Genomic DNA, 20926 nt, shown 5'->3' with positions numbered 1-20926 from the left:
CAAGTTAAATTTTTGGACGGTGAGGAGGAGACACAGGATGCATATCGCGATTATCGGGGCAGCCGGAATGGTGGGGCGAAAGCTGATCGAAAGATTGGTTCGTGAAGGAGGTCTGAGCGGCAGGACCATCGGGAAATTCACGCTGATCGACGTGTTTCAACCAGAGCCGCCCGCCGGCTTCGATGGCACGGTCGATGCGCGCGCAGCCGATCTTTCCGCGCCCGGCGAGGCCGAAAAGCTGGTTTCCGCAAGACCCGATGTGATCTTCCATCTGGCGGCCATCGTCTCTGGCGAAGCCGAGCTCGATTTCGACAAGGGCTATCGCATCAATCTGGATGGCACACGCTATCTTTTCGACGCAATCCGAATTGCCAACGGTCAGGACGGCTACAAGCCGCGCGTGGTCTTCACCTCGTCCATCGCCGTCTTCGGCGCGCCGCTGCCATACCCGATCCCCGACGATTTCCACACCACGCCTTTGACCAGCTATGGTACGCAGAAAGCGATTTCGGAGTTGCTGCTGTCCGATTACACCCGCCGCGGTTTCTTCGAAGGCATCGGCATTCGCCTGCCGACGATCTGCATCCGTCCCGGAAAGCCGAATGCTGCCGCGTCCGGCTTCTTCTCCAACATTCTGCGCGAGCCTCTGGTCGGCCAGGAAGCCGTGCTGCCAGTGCCAGAGACCATCCGCCACTGGCATGCTTCGCCGCGTTCGGCTGTCGGCTTCCTGCTGCATGGCGCAACCATCGATTCCGACAAGGTCGGTCCCCGGCGCAATCTTTCCATGCCGGGCCTGAGTGCAACGGTCGGCGAGCAGATCGAGGCCCTGCGCAAGATCGCCGGCGAAAAGGCCGTCAGCCTCATCCGCCGCGAGCCGAATGAGATGATCATGCGCATGTGTGAGGGCTGGGCACCCGGTTTCGAGGCGACCCGCGCCCGCGAACTGGGCTTTACAGCCGAGACGAACTTCGAAGAGATCATCAAGGTCCATATCGAAGATGAGCTGGGAGGTTCGTTGAAATGAATGGGTCTGACAAACAAGCGCGCACCATCGCTTTCCTCGGCACCGGCCTGATGGGCGGTCCCATGGCCCGCAACCTATTGAAGGCAGGCTTCACAGTCCGCGTCTGGAACCGCAGCACGGAGAAAGCACAGGCGCTGATGGAGGATGGCGCCATGCTTGCCGCCTCTCCGGCTGAGGCCGCCAAAGGCGCCAATATCGTCATCACGATGCTGAGCGATGGCAACGCTGTCGGCAATGTGCTGTTCGACATGGGCGTAGCCAACGCGCTGGGAAAAGGCGCCATCGTCATCGATAGCAGTTCGATTGCACCGCCAATTGCCCGTGACCATTCGCAAAAACTCCAAGCGCTGGGCATTGCTCATGTGGACGCACCCGTCTCCGGCGGCGTGCCGGGGGCGACAGCCGGAACGCTGGCGATCATGGCCGGTGGCGACGAGGCGACGGTGACAAGCCTTGGCGATATCTTCTCCGCCATGGGACGGTTGACCTATGTTGGACCATCCGGGGCGGGACAGCTTTGCAAGCTCGCCAACCAGCAGATCGTCGCCATCACCATCGGCGCAGTGGCAGAAGCCATGATGCTGGTCGACGCGGGTGGCGCATCGCGCGAAGGCTTCCGCAACGCCATCCGTGGCGGCTTTGCCGAAAGCCGCATTCTGGAACTGCATGGCGAGCGCATGGTGAAACGCAATTTCACCCCCGGCGGTCCGTCGAAGTTCCAGCTGAAGGATTTGAACGGCGTTCTGGCAACCGCCAAGGATCTCGATCTGGCGCTGCCACTGACGGAAGAAGTGACCCGCGCCTTCGATGCCTTCGTCAACGACGGTGGCGCAGACAAGGATCATAGCGGCCTGCTGCTGCATCTGGAAAGGCTCAACAAGCGAGAGCATGAGGGCTGATTAAAAAATCATACAATTAGATGCGCAGACGCCTTTCGCGATGGGATGACATGACATAGGGTCACCGCCGACGTCGTCGCGCGTAGTCGTGCGACGCACCCACACGGGAGGAAGGCAGCGCCCAGACGCTGCCAGAACGCCGAAGAATTCAAGATATTATAGGGAGTACACCCATGACAATTCATCAAAACCTTATCAACGGCGAGTGGATCGGCGCTGACACGTCGAAGAACATCAATCCATCCGACACAAACGAAGTCGTCGGTCTTTACGCCCAGGCTTCCGCCGATGACGCGAAGCAGGCGATTGCAGCAGCCAAGGCCGCATTTCCGGCCTGGTCGCGCTCCGGCATTCTCGAGCGTCACGCCATCCTGAAGAAGACCGCCGATGAAATCCTCGCCCGCAAGGACGAGCTTGGCGCGCTTCTGGCCCGCGAAGAAGGAAAGGTTCTTGCTGAAGGCATCGGCGAAACGATCCGTGCCGCGCAGATTTTCGATTTCTTTGCCGGCGAGGCACTGCGCCTGGCAGGCGAAGTCATTCCGTCGGCTCGCCCGAATATCGGCGTCGAAGTCACACGCGAGCCTCTCGGCGTCATCGGCATCATTACGCCCTGGAACTTCCCGATCGCAATTCCCGCGTGGAAGATTGCACCGGCGCTCTGCTACGGCAACACCATCGTCTTCAAGCCGGCCGACCTCGTTCCCGGTTGCGCCTGGGCGATCGTCGATATCCTGCACCGTGCGGGCCTGCCGAAGGGCGTTCTGAACCTCGTCATGGGTCGCGGCTCCGTCGTCGGCCAAGCTATGCTCGACAGCCCGGATCTTGCCGGCATCACCTTTACCGGCTCCACCGGCACTGGCCAGCGCGTCGCAGCTTCGTCGCTGCCTTTCAACCGCAAGTTCCAGCTGGAAATGGGCGGCAAGAACCCCTTCGTCGTTCTCGATGATGCGGATCTCGGCGTCGCCGTGGAAGCTGCAGCCAACTCCGGCTTCTACTCTACCGGACAGCGTTGCACCGCCTCTTCGCGCATCATCGTCACCGAAGGCATTCACGACAAGTTCGTGGCAGCGCTTTCCGAGCGTCTGGCCAAGATCAATGTCGGCAATGCGATGTCGAAGGACACCCATGTCGGACCGGTCGTCGATGAAAAGCAGCTGAAGCAGGATTGCGACTATATCGAAATCGGCAAAAAAGAGGGCGCGAAGCTGGCCTTTGGCGGCGAAGTGCTGAAGCGCGAAACCCCCGGTTTCTTCCTGCAGCCGACGCTGTTCACCGAAGCCACCAACGACATGCGCATTTCGCGCGAAGAAATCTTCGGACCGGTCGCCTCCGTCATCCGCGTCAAGGATTATGATGAGGCTCTGGCCGTTGCCAATGACACGCCCTTCGGCCTGTCCTCCGGCATCGCCACCACCAGCCTGAAGCACGCCACCCACTTCAAGCGCAATGCCGAAGCCGGCATGGTCATGGTCAACCTGCCAACCGCAGGCGTCGACTTCCACGTTCCCTTCGGCGGCCGTAAGGCATCGTCCTTCGGCCCGCGCGAACAGGGCAAGTATGCCAACGAGTTCTTCACCACGGTGAAGACGGCCTACACGCTGGCATAATTCCAAACTCAGACGCACAAAGATCCCCGGCTTCGACCGGGGATTTTTTTGGCTTCACGTCGCCGCATTTGCCCCTATGGTAGCCTGCAGTTCGAATGACGTGAGACGATGATGACCGATATTGCGATGATCGAAGCGGCCCGCCAGCGCATGAATGGCGAGGCCATCCGCACCCCCTTGATGTCCTCCCCTTTTCTTGACGAGATTGCCGGACGCAAGGTCCTGGTCAAGCCGGAATGCCTGCAGCGCACCGGCTCCTTCAAGTTTCGCGGCGGCTGGTCGGCGGTCTCGGCACTGGAACCAGAGGTGCGAAAGCGCGGCGTCATCGCCTTTTCCTCCGGCAATCACGCCCAGGGCGTCGCACTGGCGGCAAGCCTGCACGGCGTGCCCGCCGTCATCATCATGCCGCGCGATGCACCGAAAATCAAAATCGAAAACACCAAGGCCTACGGCGCCGAGGTCGTGCTCTACGATCGCGCCAATGAAGACCGTGACGCGATCGGCGCCAAGCTTTCCGAAGAGCGCGGTCTGACCTTGATCCGCCCCTATGACGAACCGCTGGTGATCGCGGGTCAGGGAACGGTTGGGCTGGAGATTGCCGAACAGGCGCAGGAGGCCGGCATCGAAAAGGCAGAGGTACTGGTTTGTTGCGGTGGGGGCGGGCTGACATCGGGTATCGCGCTTGCGCTGGAAGCCAAGGCACCGGGCTTCAAGGTGCGCACGGCGGAGCCCGAACACTTCGATGACGTGGCGCGCTCGCTCGCCTCCGGCAAGATCGAAAGAAATGCGGCGCTGAGCGGCTCTATCTGCGACGCGATCATTACGCCGCAGCCCGGCAACATCACCTTTCCGATACTCAAACGCTTGTGTGGCGCAGGTATTGCCGTGACCGAAGAAGAGGCGCTACGCGCCATGGTGCTAGCTTTTCAGCGCCTGAAGATCGTGGTGGAGCCGGGCGGTGCCGTGGCACTGGCAGCCGCCCTTTTCCATGGCGACGAGCTGGAGACCGACACGGTGATCGCCATCGCATCCGGCGGCAATGTCGATGCCGCCATCATGGCGGACGCCCTGTCGAAATACGCCTGACCCTCAGAGTTAAACGAGACGAGGAATAGATCATGGAGATTATCCGAGCCGGCACGAAACCATCGGGCAAAGGTCCTGCCGACTATTTCACCGGGACGGTCCGCATCGATCCACTGTTCAATCCGCATGATGCAGAGCGCGTGCAAGGCGCGCAGGTGACGTTCGAACCCGGCGCTCGCACCGCCTGGCATACCCATCCGCTGGGGCAAACGCTGATCGTGACATCCGGCTCAGGACTGGTGCAGCGTGAAGGCGGCCCTATCGAGAAGATCGCGCCCGGCGATGTCGTCTGGTTTGCACCGGAGGAAAAGCATTGGCATGGCGCGTCGCCGCAAACTGCCATGACCCACATTGCCATTCAGGAAGTGAAGGACGGCAAGGTGGTGGACTGGATGGAGCATGTAACCGACACGCAATACGCGGGCGGCTGACGATCGGCGAGAGTGTAACTACGCCAATCTCAAAACCACCTCATCCGCAATCGCCAGAGAGGCCGTGAGCCCAGGGCTTTCGATACCGAAAAGATTGACGAGGCCGGCAACGCCATGGCGCTCCGGTCCATCGATGCGAAAATCCATCGCGGGCTCTGAAGGTCCAGAAATCTTCGGCCTGATGCCGGAATAGGCGGGCTGGAGCGCATTATCCGGCAATCCCGGCCAATATCGACGGATCGCCTCGTCAAAGCCCGCCGAGCGCTTTGGATCGACGGCGTAATCGATGCGGTCGATCCACTCGATATCCGGACCGAAGCGCGCCTGTCCGGCAATGTCGAGCGTCAGATGCACACCAAGACCATGGGCATGGGGTGCCGGATAGACCAGCCGCGAAAAGGGCGACTTGCCCTTCAGCGAGAAATAGGAGCCCTTGGCATAATAGGCTTCAGGAACATGTGCCGAAGGCAGTCCTTCGATGGCGCTGGCAATCTGCGGCGCAACCAGCCCTCCCGCATTGATCAGCGTTCGGCAGGTCAATTTCACCGGCTCGCTCCCGCCGACGAAGACCCGGAAGCCATCCTCCTCCACGACCGCGCGCAGGAACGGCGCCCTGTAGGCCAAGCTGCCGCCCGCATCTTCCATATCGCCAAGCAGCGCCAGCATGTAGCCATGGCTATCGATGATGCCGGTCATCGGTGACGACAAGGCCGCCTTGCAGGAGAGTGCCGGTTCCAGACGCCGGGCCTCGGACGCACTGATCAGATCCAGCGCCTCGCAACCATTGTCGAGGCCTCGCCGCTGCAGGTCTTCGATGAGAGGAATTTCGCTCTCGGCGGTCGCCACGATCAGCTTGCCACACCGGCGATGCGCAACGCGATGACTTTCGCAATAGTCATAGAGCCGCTGTCGCCCCTCCACGCAAAGCCGCGCCTTCAGGCTGCCTTGCTGATAATAGAGCCCGGCATGAATGACCTCGCTATTACGAGAGGAGGTCGCACTGCCGAATTCGGCTTCCTTTTCCAATACGATAACGGACTGGCCTTGAAGCGCGAGCGCCCTCCCGACCGCAAGGCCGATGACACCCGCCCCTATGATGATCGCATCGATATCCGCCACGCGTCTTTCCCACCTTTTACCCATTGAACCGAAACAGCGCTCGGACGTTAAGGAATCGTGAATGCGGTAGATCGGACCTTGTTGGGAGGCAAGTCACGACCAGTATTTTCCCCGCAAGACCAATCTTATGGAAATTTGTGCCTACTTGAACCCGTGTGAATAGCGATATTCTCAGTGTCATGATCCCGCAGATCGGCGGTACCGATTTTTGGACGAACAGGAGGGTGCGATGTCTTATTCCAAAGCAGGAAAAGCGAGAGATTTCACGCCATCAACCGCGCCGCACCGCGGCTGGCAGGCATCGATCCACACAGCGCTCGTCGGCATCTGCTTCGCCTTTGTCGCCGCGGTGATCTTCGGCCTCGTGCCTTGATGACAGCCTAGCCGATCCGGTCCCCACAATAAGGGGCCGCTCGATCGGATGGCGTTGGTGCGGTACGCCCCTTCAGATGACCGTCGCGATCGAATACCAGAATGTCGAGAGCAATATCATTACGGCCAAGTGCGCTCGCTGCTGTGGCCCAGGCTTTTTCCGCGACCATACCACCAAGATCGATCCCCGCCGCCTCGGCCAATTGAAAGGCGTGCGCCACCATATTGGCTTGACGGAGAGCGCCCGATAGCTCGGCCGTCGCACCTGCCTCTTCGGCAAGTTTTGCCAAGGCTTCCAGATCCGCCAGCCCGCGCTTGGAGTGCACGTCCAGCATGCCCTGCGCCAGCTTGGTCATCTTCGCAACACCACCCGCAACTGTTACCCTTGGAACCGGATGGCTTTTTAAGTATTTGAGCATACCGCCAATGAAATCGCCCATGTCGATCAGGGCGGTCTCGGGCAGCCCGTAAAAGGCTTGCCCCGCCTTTTCCGATGTATCGCCCGTCGCTCCCAGTAGATGGGGAAGCCCTTCAGCACGCGCCACATCGATACCGCGCCAGATCGAGTGGATCCAGGCCGAGCAGGAAAAGGGAATGACGATGCCGGTGGTGCCGAGAATGGAGAGGCCACCGACGATGCCAAGCCGTCCATTCAGCGTTTTTTCCGCCAGTTTCTCGCCGTCGCGCACTGAGATTTCCACCTCGAAATCGGCGTCCGAGCCCGCTACCTCATGGATTGCCGAAGCGATCATCTGCCTTGGAACAGGATTGATCGCGGGCTCTCCGACCGAAAGCGGCAGACCGGGCCGGGTGACGATACCCACTCCCTTGCCAGCCTTGAAACGGATGCCGCTCCCCTTCGCGGTTCGGCGCACGGTGCTTTCGATCAGCGCGCCATGAGTAACATCGGGATCATCGCCGGCATCCTTGACGATGCCTGCGCGGGCGAACCCGTCGCCTTTCTCTTCAGTCGCCAGGACGAAAGCCGGGCGCGACCCATTTGGGAGTTCGACATCGACAAGATCAGGAAAGGAACCGGTCAAAAGCGCCTGACAGGCGGCCTTCGTCGCCGCGGCAGCGCATGTGCCGGTGGTCCAGCCACGCCGAAGGTTTTTGCCATCCGTTTCCATGTATGTCCTATAGACCTTGCAGCGCGAGCCGTCATCGGTAAACAACAGACCAACTGCACGATCGAAAGCGCCGAAAGTTGAGACAATCGCCATGACCGCAAAAGCCCTCATCATCGGTGCGCCACGCTCCGGCTCCGGCAAGACCAGCGTCACCATCGGTTTGCTGCGCGCCTTTGCCCGGCGCGGCGTGAAGGTGCGCGGTATCAAGACTGGACCGGATTATATCGATCCCGGCTTTCACGCCGCCGCAACCGGAACGCCCGGCCTCAACCTGGATAGCTGGGCAATGCAGCCGGATCTGCTGCGCCACCTTCTCACCCAGCAGGCAGAGGGTGCAGATCTCCTACTCATCGAAAGCGCCATGGGATTGTTTGACGGCATTGCCGTCTCCGACAACCGCACCGGTTCGGCGGCAGATCTGGCGCGCCTGTTCCACATTCCCGTGCTGCTGGTGCTGGATGTGTCCGGCCAGTCGCAGACGGCAGCCGCCCTGGCACATGGATTTGCCCATTACGATCCCGCAGTAAAAATGGCTGCCATCGTCCTCAATCGGACTGGCAGCGAACGCCACCGCACACTCTGCACCGAGGCTATCGAAAAGATCGGCCTGCCTGTCGCGGGCTGCGTCATGCGCGATCCGACGCTCACCCTGCCCGAGCGGCATCTCGGATTGGTGCAGGCGAGCGAACATCCCGAAATCGACGCCCATATCGAAAGACTGGCGGACACCATGGAGCGCGCCATCGATCTCGATGCATTGCTTGCTCTCGCTAGCCCCATCGATCTGGTTAAGGGCTCAACGCAAGCCGGCATCGCCCCGCCCGGCCAGCGCATTGCTCTGGCCGAAGATGCTGCCTTCACCTTCCTCTATCCACACCTGAAACGCCAATGGCGGGAAGCAGGCACCGAGATCTTGCCTTTCTCGCCGCTTGCCGATGAAGGCCCCGATGCCTCCTGCGATATCTGCTGGCTGCCGGGCGGCTACCCGGAGCTTTTTGCCGGACAGCTTGCTGCCGCCTCGCAATTCAAGGCGTCGCTCGCAAGCTTTGCGCAGACGAAGCCGGTCCATGGTGAATGCGGAGGCTACATGGTACTGGGGGAAGCGCTGGAGGACGCGAACGCGGTGACGCATACAATGATGGGTCTGCTCTCCCATGCCACCAGCTTTGCCAAGCGAAAAATGAACCTTGGCTATCGTCAGGCAAAGATCGCGCATAGCGGGCCGCTTGGCCAAGCAGGCGATGTCCTGCGCGGCCATGAGTTCCATTATGCCAGCGTCACGGATACCGGAAACGATCAGCCGTTCGCAGACATAGCCGACGGTCTTGGCAAACCCTTAGGACCATCCGGCGGCAGGCGTGGCCTTGTCAGCGGAACATTTTTTCACGCGATCGCAAAGGCTTAGCGGTTTCTTTTTCATAAAGGCTGGTGTTACGTCAGCCGCGGGAGTGGAGGAATGGCTTTGCGTTTCCTATATTGCGAGAACACAGCATCCACACCTGAAACTGCAAACCGGAACAAGGACGGATCTTCATGACCGACAAGTCTCCCGAAAACAATTTTCCCGCAGGCTACCAGCCGCCTGAGGTCTGGCAGTGGGAAAAGGGCAATGGCGGCGCATTTGCCAGCATCAACAGGCCAACCGCTGGTCCGACCCATGAGAAGGAACTACCGGTCGGCAAACATCCGCTGCAGCTCTATTCGCTGGCCACCCCTAACGGCCAGAAGGTCGGCATTCTTCTGGAAGAGCTTCTGGCAGCCGGTCATTCGGACGCCGAATATGATGCGTGGCTGATCAAGATCGGCGATGGTGATCAGTTCGGCTCGGGCTTCGTCGAGGCCAATCCCAACTCCAAGATCCCGGCTCTCATCGATCACTCCACGCCGGAACCGACCCGCGTTTTCGAAAGCGGCTCGATCCTGCTTTATCTCGCGGAAAAATTCGGTGCCTTCCTGCCGAAGGAGCATAAGGCTCGTACCGAAGCGCTGAACTGGCTTTTCTGGCAGATGGGCTCTGCTCCTTTCCTCGGCGGTGGTTTCGGCCACTTCTATGCCTATGCGCCGATCCACATCAAATACGCCATCGACCGCTTTGCGATGGAAGCCAAGCGCCAGATGGACGTGCTCGATCGCCATCTCGCCGAAAACCGTTACATGGCAGGCGATGAATACTCGATTGCCGATATCGCCATATGGCCATGGTATGGCAACCTGGCACGCGGACAATCCTACCCGAACGCGGAAGTGTTCCTGGACGCCGCAAGCTACAAGAATGTGAAGCGCTGGGCCGATGAAATTGCCGAGCGTCCTGCCGTCAAACGTGGTCGTATGGTCAACAAGGCTTCCGGTGATCCCTCAGAACAGCTACATGAGCGTCACGATGCGTCCGACTTCGACACCAAGACGCAGGACAAGATCGGCAAGAGCTGAAGGATAGACGAAATGGCGAACCTGCCCGACATGACCAAACACCGTGGTTTTCCATCCGGCATGCCGGGCACAGGCGTCCAGTTCACCATACGCCGCGCCAATCCGCGCGGCGTTACTCCAATCAAGCAATTGCCGCGCAAGGCGCGCCCCGGCACGCCGGAACATCGTATCGATGCGGCCTTCCTGCATGCGCTTTGGCACCATTTCGGCGCTGAACCCTTTGAGCGGGGCAATCTCGATGCCGCCCGCCTCAGCCTGCTCTTCGGACGCGAGGTTCTCCCCGCCGAGAAGAATTTCGACCCGCTCTCCTATGAGGCGATGCTGGTCATCGACGAACGCGTGGCGCGCCAGAGCTTCCCAGAATCCTTCGAGAACTACTTCGAGATCTGAGGGCCCCAAGGCTCCCCGCGACAAAGTGGAGCGCTTCAAGAAAGTTTCTGTGCGCGGCGCAAAGAAGATGGTATAGAGCCACCGGTTTAATCATTTCCGGCGGCTCTGACATGGTCAGGCAATTTGCTCATTTCCTTGCCGCTTCGGCACTGATCCTTCTTCCCGTGGCCTTGGGCCTGGGCGGGACGGCCCATGGCGGCACCGATTATCCGACCATCGAGAAGCTTGGCGACGCGCTGTTTCACGACGCCAATCTGTCGAAGAACCGGACCATGTCCTGCTCTACCTGCCACACATCTGCCAACGGCTTTACCGATATTCGTGACACCGAGAAGGTGGGCCATGCTGTCTCGCTCGGCGATGACGGAAAGTCGCTCGGGGATCGCAACGCGCCGACCGCGACCTATGCCAAGTTCTCACCACCCTTTGGCAAGGAAGCGGAGGGGAATTATGTCGGCGGCCAGTTCTGGGATGGACGCGCCGCAACGCTGGAAGATCAGGCCGGTGGCCCGCCACTCAATCCCATTGAAATGGGCATGGGCGACAAGGGCAGCGTCGTAAAACGGCTGAAAGAAAACCCGGACTACATGAGCGCTTTCGCCACCCATTTCGGGCCCGATGTGTTCGAAAATGACGAGGCGGCCTTTGCCGCCATGGGCAAGGCGCTCGCCGCTTACGAACGCTCCGACGCGCTTTCGACCTTCGATTCCAAATATGACCGCTTCCTGCGCGGCGAGGAAAAGCTGACAGATCAGGAAGAACTTGGCCGCGTTCTTATGTCCTCGACGCAGTTCACCAACTGCAACACCTGCCACACGATCAAGGGTGAGCATGGCCTTTCGGATGGCGTCTTCACCAACCACAAATATTTCAATATCGGCGTTCCGGCCAACAAGCTCGCCCGTGCCGCCAATGGCTCCAAGCCGGAAGCCGTCGATCTCGGTCTGGCGCAAAACCCGGCGGTCGGCGACGATCCGACGCAACGCGGCAAGTTCAAGGTGCCGTCACTGCGCAACATCGCAGTGACCGGACCCTATATGCATAATGGCGTGTTCAAGGACCTGCGCACCGTCGTGCTCTTTTACGTGAAGTACAAAAGCAAGAAGCCGAGCCGCCAGATCAACCCGGAAACCGGCGAGAAGTGGGATGCCCCGGAAGTGCCCGACAACATCGCCATGGAAGAACTGACATCCGCGCCGGCACTCGACGACAAGCGTGTCGACGCAATCGTGGCGTTCCTGAAGACGTTGACCGACAAGCGCTACGAGCCGCTGCTTGCGAAGGGTGAGAATATCGGCAGATCGGAAGATCCGGCAGTGCATTCTGTCTCCGCTACCCCCCGTGAGGCAGCGAAGAACTGAGCATACACCGAGGCTTTTCAAAGGTCGCTCGGCTACCGATCAGCCGTCATCACGCAGTTTGCGTGCCATAACGTGGCTCTGGCAATGAGAAGGCTGCCAGTGCCGCGAGGACCGCTGGCAGGGCAAAGAGCGCAAACAGCCACGTTCCAGCAGATGCCGCCCCTTCAACGCCACCCGGATTAAGAAGGCCGGTGCTGTTGACGATGACGCCGGAGAGTGCAGCGCCAAAGGCGCTGCCGAGAGACTGCATGGTGGTGATGCCAGCCGATGCCTTGTCCTTCTCATCGGGCTCGGCGAGATGCAGGATATGGGTCACCAGATGCGCCCAGCCCAGTCCAACGCCAAAGCCCATGCCGAAGATCAAAATCGCGGTCGCACTCAGCACCAGCACATCGCCTTCGGGATTCGGCCGCGCCAGGGTCACCGCCAGCAGGCCAATGCAGACAGATTCCAGCATGGCGCCAGCAAGGATAGAGCGGCGCATGGCCTTGCCTTTCAAATCGCTGCACAGAAATGCAGACGCTGTCCAGCCGAGAGCAACGAGAGCAACGATATAGCCTGAGATCAGCGGCGGCACCGCATGCAGATTCTGCAGGAAATACGGAATGTAGATGTCGCAGGTCAGCGCCGCCAGCAGCATGAACATGGCGCCATAAACGCGGGCGATCGGCATTGACAGCACCGTTCCGCCGCGTGGCAGAATGCGCAGGGTCGCCCGTCGCTCCATCCATACAAGTGCCGCTATGGCGAAGAGGGCGCCGATAACAAGCCAGATGCGCAGATCGACCTTTTCAGCGGTGCTGGCAAAACTGACCAGCAACAGCGAGGCAGACAGCAGGATCATCTGCCAAAGTGGCGCCTTGGTCTCGGTCCGCTCGTCCGCTCCTTTCGGCAATAGCCTCGGTGCCAGAAGGCTCATCAGCAGCGCGAAGGGGACGATGACCGCAAACGCGTGGCGCCAGGCGCTCCCATCGGCAAAAAATCCGCCGAGCGTCGGGCCAATGAAGGTCGAGATGCCCCAGATCGCAGCGTAGAGCGTCGTTGCCTTGCTCCATAAATGCTCCGGATAGACGTAGCGTATGAAAGCATAGCCGAGCGTTGCCAGGGTCCCGGCCCCGAACCCCTGCACAGCGCGCCCGGCAAGAACGATTTCCATGGTGGGGGCAGCCGCGCAGATCGCCGAACCGAGAAGAAAGAGCGCTGCGCCGACACTATAGGTGCGATTGAGGCTGAGGCCCCTTGGACGGATGGCGATGAAGACCGAACCGAGCACGGAGGCCGTGACGTAAAGCGTCGTCACCCAGGCAAAAAGGGGCAAGCCACCAATATCTCGCACGACAGACGGCATGATGGTGGCTGTCACATAGGTCTCGATCGCATAGAGCGCGATGCCACCGGCGAGCATCAGGCTTGCCCCAAGATGCTTGGCTGAAAACAGAGTCCAGAGGCTGGTCGATGAAGGATCGTCGGCAGGAGGCATGATCGGATTTCCGGTAAAGGCCGTTGCAATCTCGACGGCGAGGCATTATTCCAAGTTACAACTTGGAAATTACACTTACCGCCGAATTAAGCAAGCGACAGGACAGATAATAATGCGCCCTTCTCCCCGTGACAGATTGCTCTTTCTTTTGAAGACCGAAGGCCCGCAAGCGACGTCGGCCCTCAGTGACGCCCTTGGCCTGACGGGTGAGGCGGCACGCCAGCAGCTTGCCAAACTCGCAGATGAAGGACTGGTGGAAAGCATCACGCAACCGGCCATCGGTCGCGGTCGGCCACGTCAAAGCTGGCGTCTGACCAGTGCTGGCCATCGCGAGTTTCCGGATGGTCATGCCGATGTTGCCGTTTCGCTTATCGATGCCATCGGCAGCGAGCTTGGCGAGGATGCGCTGGACACGATCATGGTAGCGCGGGAGCGCAAGACAGAGGCGATCTATCGCGCAGCGCTTGCCGACGCCGAAACGCTGGAGGAACGGGTTGCGCGGCTGTCAGCCTTGCGGGTGACTGAGGGCTATATGGCAAGCTGGTGGCAGGAGGCAGATGGGCATTTCATCCTGGTGGAAAATCATTGTCCGATCTGCGCCGCGGCAACCGCTTGTCGAGGCTTTTGCCGATCGGAAATCGATATTTTCCGAAGCGTGCTGGCCGCGCCCATTGAGCGGACCGAGCACCTTCTGCAGGGCGCACGGCGATGCGCCTATCGGATTGGTTAGAACAAGCTACCGATCCCTAACAAGAGTCACGCCCGAGGCAGGCCCGGGCGCGATGAACCGTAGCAGGGGTCTTACAGAGCCTTGAATTCCGCCAGAACGGCATCGCCCATTTCGGAGGTGCTGACCTGACGTGCGCCTTCCGCCATGATGTCGGCGGTGCGAATGCCCTTTTCCAGAACATTGGCGATGGCGGTTTCCAGCTTCGTGGCATCATCCACCATGTTGAAGGAATAGCGCAGACACATGGCAAAGGAAGCGATCATCGCAATCGGGTTGGCGATGCCCTGGCCGGCGATATCCGGGGCGGAGCCGTGAACCGGCTCATACATCGCCTTGCGCTTACCGGTCTTTGCATCCGGCGCGCCGAGCGAGGCGGATGGCAGCATGCCGAGCGAGCCGGTGAGCATGGCGGCAACATCGGAAAGCATATCGCCGAAGAGATTGTCGGTGACGATGACGTCGAACTGCTTCGGCTTGCGCACCAGTTGCATGCCACCGGCATCCGCCAGCATATGCTCCAGCTGGACATCCTTGTACTTTGCCGCATGCGTTTCGGTGACGACCTGGTTCCACAGGACGCCGGATTTCATCACATTGCGCTTTTCCATGGAGCAAACGCGGTTGCCACGGGTGCGGGCCAGTTCGAAGGCAACGCTGGCGATACGCTCGATTTCGAACGTGTCGTAAATCTGCGTGTCGATACCGCGCTTCTGACCGTTACCGAGATCGATGATCTGCTTCGGCTCGCCGAAATAGACGCCACCTGTCAACTCGCGAACGATGAGAATATCGAGACCTTCGACCAGCTCCGGCTTTAGCGACGAGGCAGAAGCGAGCGCCGGGTAGCAGATGGCAGGACGCAGATTTGCGAAAAGCTCGAGATCCTTGCGCAGACGAAGAAGACCGGCTTCGGGGCGAACGTCATACGGCACGCCATCCCACTTCGGTCCACCAACGGCACCAAACAGAATGGCATCGGCGGCCAGCGCCTTTTCCATATCGGCATCCGAAATCGCTACACCATGCGCATCATAGGCTGAGCCGCCGACGAGACCCTCCTCGACCGTGAAGCCAGCATTTTTCTCGCTGTTCATGTAATCGATCAACTTGCGGACCTCGGCCATGGCTTCTGGTCCAATACCGTCGCCGGGCAACAGGAAGAGCGAGCGCACAGTCATGAAATCCTCCTTGGGCGCTTTATGAGAAGCGCGCGTCAAAACATGGTTTGCAATGCCGAAAGCCTGCAAGATGCGGGCTTCTTAACGCTCACCCTTGCGCATTTCAAGCAAAGCAAAAGCCGATTCGGTACGGGTGACGCGCCAAACCGACTTTCACACGATCTCAGTATTATCTCATCCCCGAAAATGCATGACACACGATGTATCAGGCATCGACTGCGTGGTTGGAGGTCAGAGGGCGTCTTCGGCACAAAGCCCTCGTGAGGTCAAAGCTCTCCTCCTCGTCACCCACGGGCACGACCCGAGAATCCATAACTCATTGACGAGACTGGAAGACATGGATCCTCGGCTCAAGGCCGAGGATGACGACAGGGAGGTGTTGGCGCTTCGTTGGAAGAATGATCAAGCCCAGGGTCGGGCGGAGGCATTGTTCTTCTCAAAGCTATCGATCGCGCCTGCATGTTCGAGCGTCAGGCCGATATCATCAAGACCATTCAGCAGGCAGTGGCGCTTGAATGCGTCGATCTCAAAGCTGATGCGCCCGCCATCGGGGCCGCTGATTTCCTGGTTTTCCAGATCGACGGTGATCACCGCATTCGAGCCGCGCGAAGCATCGTCCAAGAGCTTCTCGAGGTTTTCCGGGCTGACGACGATCGGGAGGATGCCGTTCTTGAAGCAGTTGCTGTAAAAAATATCGGCAAAGCTGGTGGAGATAACGCAGCGGATACCGAAATCGAGCAGCGCCCAAGGCGCATGTTCACGCGAGGAGCCACAGCCGAAATTGTCGCCGGCAACCAGGATCTGCGCATTCTGATAAGCAGGCTTGTTGAGTACGAAATCAGGGTTGGGCGAACCGTCTTCCAGATAGCGCGACTCGGCAAACAGGCCCTTGCCGAGGCCGGTGCGCTTGATCGTCTTCAGGTAATCCTTTGGAATGATCATGTCCGTGTCGACATTGACGACCGGCATGGGGGCGGCGACACCCGTCAGCTTGGTGAACTTATCCATCTCTCACTCCAAAATTCTACTGCGGTATCAAACCGCGTCATCACCGCCATTAAAGCAAAAAGGCGCGCTTTTGAAGATCAAAGCACGCCAATGCGGTACGCCGCTAATAATATGGGTCTAAACGCCTGAAGGCCGGCCAATGCGATCAGAGATCGATGATCGTGCCGCGACCGTCGTTCCACACACGCATGTTCTGCTGGCGGCGATCCTGAGTCTTGACGCGGATCGGCTCCGGCTTCATCCGGGCAGAGAACATCTTGGCGATGCTAAGGACCGCAAGCGTTCCGACGAATGCTATCGTCAAAGATGCGGTGAAGAGCGCGGCCAACGCCAGAACTGCAATGCTGGAGGCTGCGATGAAGAATGTACGAATGCCCTGCATGGTCCAAACCTTTCTGTCCAGACGAATGTGGGCCTTCTTCTTGACGCTTGCAAGAGGTTTCACACCGTCATCGATCTTGCAGATGTAACAAAAGATTGACACAAGTGGGGCATGTCCGAATTTTTTGTCGATAATACTGCACGCCCGCGCCGCTCGTTGCTTTCAGTGCCTGCTATCAATCTGCGAGCCTTACAAAAACTGAGCTCTCTCACCTGCGATGGCGCGATCTTCGATCTGGAAGATTCGGTCGCACCGGAGGTGAAGGACGAGGCAAGGGACAATCTCCTCTCCGTCTTTCGCGAGACGCCGCTTGTTAACCGTGAAGCGATCATCCGCATCAATCCTCTATCGACCACAGCGGGACGCAAGGATGTGGACGCGGTCCTGAACTGCCTGCCCCAAGCCGTGCTGCTGCCAAAAGTCGAGCAGCCCTCCGATATTCATGAACTGGCCGATCTGCTGGATGAGGCCGATGCTCCCGAAGGCATGCAAATCTGGGCGATGATTGAAACCCCGCGCGGCATTTTGAACGCCGCGGCGATTGCGGAGGCCGCACACACCACGGGCAGCAGGCTCGGCGCTTTCGTCGTGGGGCTAAACGATCTGCGCAAGGATACCCGCGTTCCGGCAAGACCCGGACGCACCTATCTCGTCCCCTGGCTGATGCAGGTTGTGCTCGCAGCCCGCGCCTACGGGCTCGACGTTATCGACAGCGTTTCCAACGATTTTCGCGATCTGGATGCCTTTGCCATGGAATGCGAACAGGGCCGCGATATGGGCTTCGATGGCAAGATGCTGATCCACCCAGCGCAGATCGAAGCGGCGAACGCTGCTTTCGCTCCGGATGAGGCCGCACTTGCCGAGGCGCGAGAGACGATCGCGGCTTTCGCAAAACCCGAATCTGTGGGATTGAACGTCATCAACATGAACGGGCGAATGATCGAACGGCTGCATGTGACGGGTGCAGAGCGCCTTGTCGCCATTGCCGGGATCATCGCCGCAAGAAAGGCAGAAAACCAATGAAGGTCTATCGTTTCATCACCGGTCCCGACGATGCCAAGTTTTGTCACCGCGTCACCGAAGCCTTGAACAAAGGCTGGGAACTCGCCGGCTCTCCAAGCTACGCCTTCAATGCTGCCGCCGGTGTGATGCACTGCGGCCAAGCGGTGACCAAGACCGTCGAGGGCAAGGAATACCATCCTGATATGAAGCTGGGCGAACAGTAAGGGCTGCTGTGTCATCGACTGTTGTCGTGACGGTCGACACCTTCTCTGCCGTCATCCTCGGCCTTGAGCCGAGGATCCACCGACGCCCCAAAAACCTCGATGGCTTATGGATCCTCGCCTCGCGGGCGAGGATGACGAAAAGCAAGCGTTAAGGGTGCCTCACTCGACAGCACCCTCTCTTACAACATTCACCCGCGGTCCGTCGCCGCGTCGTCCGCGCTTTCCTCGATCCGCTCCATGTCATCATCGGAGAGGCCGAAGTGATGGCCAATTTCATGGATGAGGACGTGGGTGATGATGTCACCGAGCGTCTCTTCGTTCTCGGCCCAATAATCCAGGATCGGGCGGCGATAGAGGGTAATGCGGTTCACCATCTCGCCGGTTTCCATGGTGAAGCGCTCCGACAGACCGCGACCTTCGAAAAGGCCCAGCAGGTCGAACGGGGTTTCGAGCGCCATATCCTCGAACACATCATCGGTCGGAAACTCCGAGATCTCGATGATGAGGTCTTTGGTCAGGGCGCGAAATTCTTCCGGCAGGTGGCCATATGCCTCAATGGCAAGCGATTCAAACGCTGATATTGTCGGCGCGTGGCGATCCCGCCAATCGTCGGTACTGTCTATGCGGGCCATTTCTGCTCCTTGCTGTGGGGCTGATATAAACCCTTGCGATGCAAAATTCGAGACCTGTTTGCAACAACCGCATAAAAGGCCTGATTTTCTAGGAGAGACCGTTGTTTTTAGGCCGCTGTGAACCTTGACATAAGCGGCTCTCTCGCGTAACTCCGCAGCCAAATTGGGGGCGTATTGCGCCTTCCGTTTAATCCGTTTTGAAAAAAGCGGCCCACCGGCAGAGTTTCAAGGGGCATTTGCCTCGACGAATTTCCGCTACTCCGACTGATAAAAAGACGGCCAGCGTCAAAAGCGCAGAGCCGGAACGAACATGAAAGGACAAAAAATGTTCGCAGTCATCAAGACCGGCGGTAAGCAGTACCGCGTAAGCGCCAACGACGTGCTGACCATCGAAAAGCTGGAAGCAGACGCAGGCGCAACTGTAGAATTCACTGAAGTTCTCGTTGTCGGCGTTGGCGCTGATGCAAAGTTCGGCGCACCTTTCGTTGCAGGCGCAACGGTCAAGGCTGAAGTTGTAGAACACAATCGCGGCAAGAAGGTCATCGCCTTCAAGAAGCGTCGTCGTCAGAACTCCAAGCGTACGCGCGGCCATCGTCAGCATCACACTGTCGTCCGCATCACGGACATCGTTGCTGCCTAATCGGCGCGACACGGGAAACTAGGTTTAAAGGAGCAATCCAATGGCACACAAAAAAGCTGGCGGTTCTTCGCGTAACGGTCGCGATTCCAACTCCAAGCGCCTTGGCGTGAAGAAGTTCGGCGGCGAAGCCGTCATTCCAGGCAACATTATTGTTCGTCAGCGTGGCACGCAGTGGCATCCCGACGCCAATGTCGGCATGGGCAAAGATCATACGCTTTTTGCACTCACAGCAGGCAACGTAAACTTCCGCACGAAGGCCAATGGTCGCGTATTCGTGTCCGTAGCGCCGAAAGCGGAAGCCGCAGAATAAGCCGGTAAGCGTCATATGCAGCCGGTGTCCCAATGACCCGGCTGAGACGTAACAGGTTCAGTCACAAAAAAGGGGAGTTGGGGCACCACCCAACTCCCCTTTTTTCTTAACTCCACGGAGGACTGAACCATGCAAGCTGAATTGTTGAGGGTCGACCAATCACGGTCACCCGAAGAACGGATAAGACCTGAACGGTCAAGGAGCGATTGCCCCGTCTTGTTGTCGCAGAGATTAGTTCTGCGCAAACCCCACGAAGAAGACATCGACGCCCTTGCCCATCTTGCCAACAACGCCAACATCGCGACCATGGTGTCGCGCATGCCGCACCCTTACACGGCGAAAGACGCCGCGGATTTCGTGCGCCGTGCAGCAAATGGCGAGATTGGCAAGTGCGTCTATGCGATTACGCGCATGGACAATGGCGAGTTTATGGGGTGCTGCGGACTGGAGCCGCAGGAAGACGAAAAGACCCTTGAGATGGGCTACTGGCTTGGGGAACCCTATTGGAACAGGGGCTACACCACAGAAGCGGCTCATGCGCTGATCGATATGGCCTTCCGCACCCGTGAGATCGACCAGATCGATGCGCGGTGCCGGGTCACCAATATCGGCTCGCGACGGGTCATACAAAAGTGCGGCTTTCAGTTGCAGGGTTCCGGCATGGTCGGATCGCTGGCGCTTGGCGGCATGGTCCCGGTAGAATGGTACAGGCTGGATCGCAAGACATGGGTATCATTGAGAAGCTGGGGAGACATGCGATGAGTACGGCTCAGTTGATACGTCCGCGCAGCGTTCAAACCATGGCTCCGCCCGGCCCCTGCCCGACGATCGAAACCAGGCGCCTGGTGCTTCGGCCCCAGCGGCTTGCCGATGCCGGCTCGATTGCAGAAACGCTTGCCGACTTCCAGGTTACCAGGATGTTGGCCCGCGTTCCCGCACCCTACTACGAGCAGGATGCGCTAGAGTGGTTGATCCTGCGTACCTCCGGCACCCTGCCCGATTGGGATTTCGCCATCACCGCAGGTGATGACACCCTGATCGGCATGGTTTCGGTGGAGCGGCGTCACGGCCAGTGGCATCTCGGCTACTGGCTGAACCGCTTCTACTGGGGCAAGGGCTATATGACCGAGGCTGTCGGCGCTGTCGTCGAGCGCTTCTTCCGGCGCGTGCCGAACGAAGTGCTGCATTCGGGCGTATTTGCCGATAACCCAGCGTCGCTTAAGGTGCAGCAAAAGCTCGGCTTCAACATTACCGGCTGTAGCGAGATCTATGCGGTCGCACGCTCCACCATGGTGGCGCATATCGATACCGAGCTGACGGCGGAAGACTTCGTCCGACCGTAAGGCAAGTCATGAATGACAGGGCCGGTTTCGTCGCAAACCGGCCCTGTTCCATAGGCGCTTGGCCATGATAATCTTTGACCTTCAGGGCAAGCGGCTATATTCCAGGCGACAGAACCTTTTTGACGCGGCTGGCAAGGCCATGACCGCA

At 59.2% G+C, this 20926-nt stretch carries 24 protein-coding genes; 17 read left to right on the top strand and 7 right to left on the bottom strand.

What is annotated here, in order from left to right:
* Positions 1 to 37 precede the first annotated feature (37 nt).
* The 5 genes from denD to QZ869_RS15960 all read left to right on the top strand — a co-directional run bounded on the left by denD (position 38) and on the right by QZ869_RS15960 (position 5047).
* Positions 38 to 1024, top strand: a complete 987-nt coding sequence (gene denD / locus QZ869_RS15980) for a D-erythronate dehydrogenase (protein WP_296080851.1) — start codon at positions 38 to 40, stop codon at positions 1022 to 1024.
* The gene (locus tag QZ869_RS15975) at positions 1021 to 1923 is read left to right on the top strand and encodes an NAD(P)-dependent oxidoreductase (RefSeq protein ID WP_296105887.1); all 903 of its coding nucleotides are present in this window, start codon (positions 1021 to 1023) and stop codon (positions 1921 to 1923) included. Before denD ends, QZ869_RS15975 begins: the two co-directional genes overlap by 4 nt.
* A gap of 173 nt (positions 1924 to 2096) precedes the next feature.
* Positions 2097 to 3530, top strand: a complete 1434-nt coding sequence (locus QZ869_RS15970; protein ID WP_296080848.1) for an aldehyde dehydrogenase family protein — start codon at positions 2097 to 2099, stop codon at positions 3528 to 3530.
* Positions 3531 to 3641: 111 nt separating this feature from the next.
* Positions 3642 to 4616, top strand: coding sequence for a threonine/serine dehydratase (locus QZ869_RS15965; protein ID WP_296105885.1), 975 nt, complete (start codon positions 3642 to 3644; stop codon positions 4614 to 4616).
* Between the two features lie 32 nt (positions 4617 to 4648).
* Positions 4649 to 5047, top strand: coding sequence for a cupin domain-containing protein (locus QZ869_RS15960; RefSeq protein ID WP_296019269.1), 399 nt, complete (start codon positions 4649 to 4651; stop codon positions 5045 to 5047).
* Between the two features lie 18 nt (positions 5048 to 5065).
* Here the strand turns inward: QZ869_RS15960 and QZ869_RS15955 are convergent, their stop codons facing one another.
* Positions 5066 to 6166 carry an NAD(P)/FAD-dependent oxidoreductase gene (locus QZ869_RS15955; RefSeq protein ID WP_296105884.1) on the bottom strand — a complete coding sequence of 367 codons (1101 nt, stop codon included), beginning with the start codon at positions 6164 to 6166 and terminating at the stop codon, positions 5066 to 5068.
* A 229-nt stretch (positions 6167 to 6395) separates the two neighbouring features.
* On the opposite strand from QZ869_RS15955, the gene QZ869_RS15950 reads away from it, so the two are divergent.
* Positions 6396 to 6539 carry a hypothetical protein gene (locus tag QZ869_RS15950; RefSeq protein WP_165457044.1) on the top strand — a complete coding sequence of 48 codons (144 nt, stop codon included), beginning with the start codon at positions 6396 to 6398 and terminating at the stop codon, positions 6537 to 6539.
* A 7-nt stretch (positions 6540 to 6546) separates the two neighbouring features.
* Here QZ869_RS15950 and QZ869_RS15945 read toward each other — a convergent pair whose 3' ends face one another.
* The gene (locus QZ869_RS15945; protein WP_296106071.1) at positions 6547 to 7668 is read right to left on the bottom strand and encodes a cobalt-precorrin-5B (C(1))-methyltransferase; all 1122 of its coding nucleotides are present in this window, start codon (positions 7666 to 7668) and stop codon (positions 6547 to 6549) included.
* Positions 7669 to 7759: 91 nt separating this feature from the next.
* On the opposite strand from QZ869_RS15945, the gene QZ869_RS15940 reads away from it, so the two are divergent.
* The 4 genes from QZ869_RS15940 (at position 7760) to QZ869_RS15925 (ending at position 11849) form a co-directional block, all read left to right on the top strand.
* Positions 7760 to 9073, top strand: a complete 1314-nt coding sequence (locus QZ869_RS15940; RefSeq protein ID WP_296105882.1) for a cobyrinate a,c-diamide synthase — start codon at positions 7760 to 7762, stop codon at positions 9071 to 9073.
* A 128-nt stretch (positions 9074 to 9201) separates the two neighbouring features.
* A complete protein-coding gene (gene yghU, locus QZ869_RS15935) occupies positions 9202 to 10098 on the top strand; it encodes a glutathione-dependent disulfide-bond oxidoreductase (protein ID WP_296034843.1) in 897 nt (298 codons plus the stop codon).
* A 12-nt stretch (positions 10099 to 10110) separates the two neighbouring features.
* Positions 10111 to 10488 carry a hypothetical protein gene (locus tag QZ869_RS15930; RefSeq protein WP_296019261.1) on the top strand — a complete coding sequence of 126 codons (378 nt, stop codon included), beginning with the start codon at positions 10111 to 10113 and terminating at the stop codon, positions 10486 to 10488.
* A 110-nt stretch (positions 10489 to 10598) separates the two neighbouring features.
* On the top strand, positions 10599 to 11849 hold the full coding sequence (locus QZ869_RS15925) for a cytochrome-c peroxidase (protein ID WP_296105880.1): 1251 nt from the start codon (positions 10599 to 10601) through the stop codon (positions 11847 to 11849).
* A 49-nt stretch (positions 11850 to 11898) separates the two neighbouring features.
* On the opposite strand, the gene QZ869_RS15920 is transcribed toward QZ869_RS15925, so the two are convergent.
* A complete protein-coding gene (locus QZ869_RS15920) occupies positions 11899 to 13329 on the bottom strand; it encodes an MFS transporter (RefSeq protein ID WP_296105878.1) in 1431 nt (476 codons plus the stop codon).
* A gap of 112 nt (positions 13330 to 13441) precedes the next feature.
* Here QZ869_RS15920 and QZ869_RS15915 point away from each other — a divergent pair, with 112 nt between their 5' ends.
* Positions 13442 to 14059: a metalloregulator ArsR/SmtB family transcription factor gene (locus QZ869_RS15915; protein ID WP_296105876.1), complete on the top strand. Its 618-nt coding sequence runs from the start codon at positions 13442 to 13444 to the stop codon at positions 14057 to 14059.
* 71 nt (positions 14060 to 14130) lie between these two features.
* On the opposite strand, the gene leuB is transcribed toward QZ869_RS15915, so the two are convergent.
* The 3 genes from leuB to QZ869_RS15900 all read right to left on the bottom strand — a co-directional run bounded on the left by leuB (position 14131) and on the right by QZ869_RS15900 (position 16627).
* Positions 14131 to 15237 (bottom strand): 3-isopropylmalate dehydrogenase, encoded by a 1107-nt coding sequence (gene leuB, locus QZ869_RS15910; RefSeq protein ID WP_296034851.1) that lies wholly within the window; start codon positions 15235 to 15237, stop codon positions 14131 to 14133.
* 402 nt (positions 15238 to 15639) lie between these two features.
* The gene (leuD, locus tag QZ869_RS15905; protein WP_296105873.1) at positions 15640 to 16245 is read right to left on the bottom strand and encodes a 3-isopropylmalate dehydratase small subunit; all 606 of its coding nucleotides are present in this window, start codon (positions 16243 to 16245) and stop codon (positions 15640 to 15642) included.
* Positions 16246 to 16390: 145 nt separating this feature from the next.
* Positions 16391 to 16627 carry a hypothetical protein gene (locus QZ869_RS15900; protein ID WP_296080723.1) on the bottom strand — a complete coding sequence of 79 codons (237 nt, stop codon included), beginning with the start codon at positions 16625 to 16627 and terminating at the stop codon, positions 16391 to 16393.
* 111 nt (positions 16628 to 16738) lie between these two features.
* Between QZ869_RS15900 and QZ869_RS15895 the strand changes: the two genes are divergently transcribed.
* Positions 16739 to 17650 (top strand): CoA ester lyase, encoded by a 912-nt coding sequence (locus QZ869_RS15895; RefSeq protein ID WP_296105866.1) that lies wholly within the window; start codon positions 16739 to 16741, stop codon positions 17648 to 17650.
* On the top strand, positions 17647 to 17853 hold the full coding sequence (locus QZ869_RS15890) for a DUF1737 domain-containing protein (protein WP_296019239.1): 207 nt from the start codon (positions 17647 to 17649) through the stop codon (positions 17851 to 17853). The genes QZ869_RS15895 and QZ869_RS15890 overlap by 4 nt, the downstream gene beginning before the upstream one ends.
* A 188-nt stretch (positions 17854 to 18041) precedes the next feature.
* Here the strand turns inward: QZ869_RS15890 and QZ869_RS15885 are convergent, their stop codons facing one another.
* The gene (locus tag QZ869_RS15885) at positions 18042 to 18485 is read right to left on the bottom strand and encodes a metallopeptidase family protein (RefSeq protein ID WP_296019237.1); all 444 of its coding nucleotides are present in this window, start codon (positions 18483 to 18485) and stop codon (positions 18042 to 18044) included.
* Between the two features lie 325 nt (positions 18486 to 18810).
* Between QZ869_RS15885 and rplU the strand changes: the two genes are divergently transcribed.
* The 4 genes from rplU to QZ869_RS15865 all read left to right on the top strand — a co-directional run bounded on the left by rplU (position 18811) and on the right by QZ869_RS15865 (position 20778).
* Positions 18811 to 19125 carry a 50S ribosomal protein L21 gene (gene rplU, locus QZ869_RS15880; protein WP_062424762.1) on the top strand — a complete coding sequence of 105 codons (315 nt, stop codon included), beginning with the start codon at positions 18811 to 18813 and terminating at the stop codon, positions 19123 to 19125.
* A gap of 40 nt (positions 19126 to 19165) precedes the next feature.
* On the top strand, positions 19166 to 19435 hold the full coding sequence (gene rpmA / locus QZ869_RS15875; protein ID WP_062424761.1) for a 50S ribosomal protein L27: 270 nt from the start codon (positions 19166 to 19168) through the stop codon (positions 19433 to 19435).
* 129 nt (positions 19436 to 19564) lie between these two features.
* On the top strand, positions 19565 to 20197 hold the full coding sequence (locus tag QZ869_RS15870; RefSeq protein ID WP_296019232.1) for a GNAT family protein: 633 nt from the start codon (positions 19565 to 19567) through the stop codon (positions 20195 to 20197).
* On the top strand, positions 20194 to 20778 hold the full coding sequence (locus tag QZ869_RS15865) for a GNAT family N-acetyltransferase (RefSeq protein WP_296105865.1): 585 nt from the start codon (positions 20194 to 20196) through the stop codon (positions 20776 to 20778). The genes QZ869_RS15870 and QZ869_RS15865 overlap by 4 nt, the downstream gene beginning before the upstream one ends.
* The last annotated feature ends 148 nt before the right edge of the window (positions 20779 to 20926 follow it).

The sequence above is a fragment of the uncultured Agrobacterium sp. genome (genome assembly GCF_913777885.1).
Lineage (GTDB): Bacteria > Pseudomonadota > Alphaproteobacteria > Rhizobiales > Rhizobiaceae > Agrobacterium.
The sequence above is the reverse complement of the archived record's forward strand: the minus strand, read 5'-3'. Positions and strand labels throughout refer to the sequence as shown.

What these genes read in the sequence shown, in the direction of transcription:
- QZ869_RS15930 (WP_296019261.1), top strand. Translation starts at nt 10,111, where the DNA reads ATGGCGAACCTGCCCGACATGACCAAACACCGTGGTTTTCCATCCGGC.
- QZ869_RS15870 (WP_296019232.1), top strand. Translation starts at nt 19,565, where the DNA reads ATGCAAGCTGAATTGTTGAGGGTCGACCAATCACGGTCACCCGAAGAA.
- QZ869_RS15920 (WP_296105878.1), bottom strand. Translation starts at nt 13,329, where the DNA reads ATGCCTCCTGCCGACGATCCTTCATCGACCAGCCTCTGGACTCTGTTT.
- leuB (WP_296034851.1), bottom strand. Translation starts at nt 15,237, where the DNA reads ATGACTGTGCGCTCGCTCTTCCTGTTGCCCGGCGACGGTATTGGACCA.
- QZ869_RS15940 (WP_296105882.1), top strand. Translation starts at nt 7,760, where the DNA reads ATGACCGCAAAAGCCCTCATCATCGGTGCGCCACGCTCCGGCTCCGGC.
- QZ869_RS15965 (WP_296105885.1), top strand. Translation starts at nt 3,642, where the DNA reads ATGACCGATATTGCGATGATCGAAGCGGCCCGCCAGCGCATGAATGGC.
- QZ869_RS15960 (WP_296019269.1), top strand. Translation starts at nt 4,649, where the DNA reads ATGGAGATTATCCGAGCCGGCACGAAACCATCGGGCAAAGGTCCTGCC.
- yghU (WP_296034843.1), top strand. Translation starts at nt 9,202, where the DNA reads ATGACCGACAAGTCTCCCGAAAACAATTTTCCCGCAGGCTACCAGCCG.
- QZ869_RS15975 (WP_296105887.1), top strand. Translation starts at nt 1,021, where the DNA reads ATGAATGGGTCTGACAAACAAGCGCGCACCATCGCTTTCCTCGGCACC.
- QZ869_RS15945 (WP_296106071.1), bottom strand. Translation starts at nt 7,668, where the DNA reads ATGGAAACGGATGGCAAAAACCTTCGGCGTGGCTGGACCACCGGCACA.
- QZ869_RS15900 (WP_296080723.1), bottom strand. Translation starts at nt 16,627, where the DNA reads ATGCAGGGCATTCGTACATTCTTCATCGCAGCCTCCAGCATTGCAGTT.
- QZ869_RS15890 (WP_296019239.1), top strand. Translation starts at nt 17,647, where the DNA reads ATGAAGGTCTATCGTTTCATCACCGGTCCCGACGATGCCAAGTTTTGT.
- QZ869_RS15950 (WP_165457044.1), top strand. Translation starts at nt 6,396, where the DNA reads ATGTCTTATTCCAAAGCAGGAAAAGCGAGAGATTTCACGCCATCAACC.
- QZ869_RS15915 (WP_296105876.1), top strand. Translation starts at nt 13,442, where the DNA reads ATGCGCCCTTCTCCCCGTGACAGATTGCTCTTTCTTTTGAAGACCGAA.
- rplU (WP_062424762.1), top strand. Translation starts at nt 18,811, where the DNA reads ATGTTCGCAGTCATCAAGACCGGCGGTAAGCAGTACCGCGTAAGCGCC.
- leuD (WP_296105873.1), bottom strand. Translation starts at nt 16,245, where the DNA reads ATGGATAAGTTCACCAAGCTGACGGGTGTCGCCGCCCCCATGCCGGTC.
- rpmA (WP_062424761.1), top strand. Translation starts at nt 19,166, where the DNA reads ATGGCACACAAAAAAGCTGGCGGTTCTTCGCGTAACGGTCGCGATTCC.
- QZ869_RS15925 (WP_296105880.1), top strand. Translation starts at nt 10,599, where the DNA reads ATGGTCAGGCAATTTGCTCATTTCCTTGCCGCTTCGGCACTGATCCTT.
- QZ869_RS15885 (WP_296019237.1), bottom strand. Translation starts at nt 18,485, where the DNA reads ATGGCCCGCATAGACAGTACCGACGATTGGCGGGATCGCCACGCGCCG.
- QZ869_RS15970 (WP_296080848.1), top strand. Translation starts at nt 2,097, where the DNA reads ATGACAATTCATCAAAACCTTATCAACGGCGAGTGGATCGGCGCTGAC.
- QZ869_RS15895 (WP_296105866.1), top strand. Translation starts at nt 16,739, where the DNA reads ATGTCCGAATTTTTTGTCGATAATACTGCACGCCCGCGCCGCTCGTTG.
- QZ869_RS15865 (WP_296105865.1), top strand. Translation starts at nt 20,194, where the DNA reads ATGAGTACGGCTCAGTTGATACGTCCGCGCAGCGTTCAAACCATGGCT.
- denD (WP_296080851.1), top strand. Translation starts at nt 38, where the DNA reads ATGCATATCGCGATTATCGGGGCAGCCGGAATGGTGGGGCGAAAGCTG.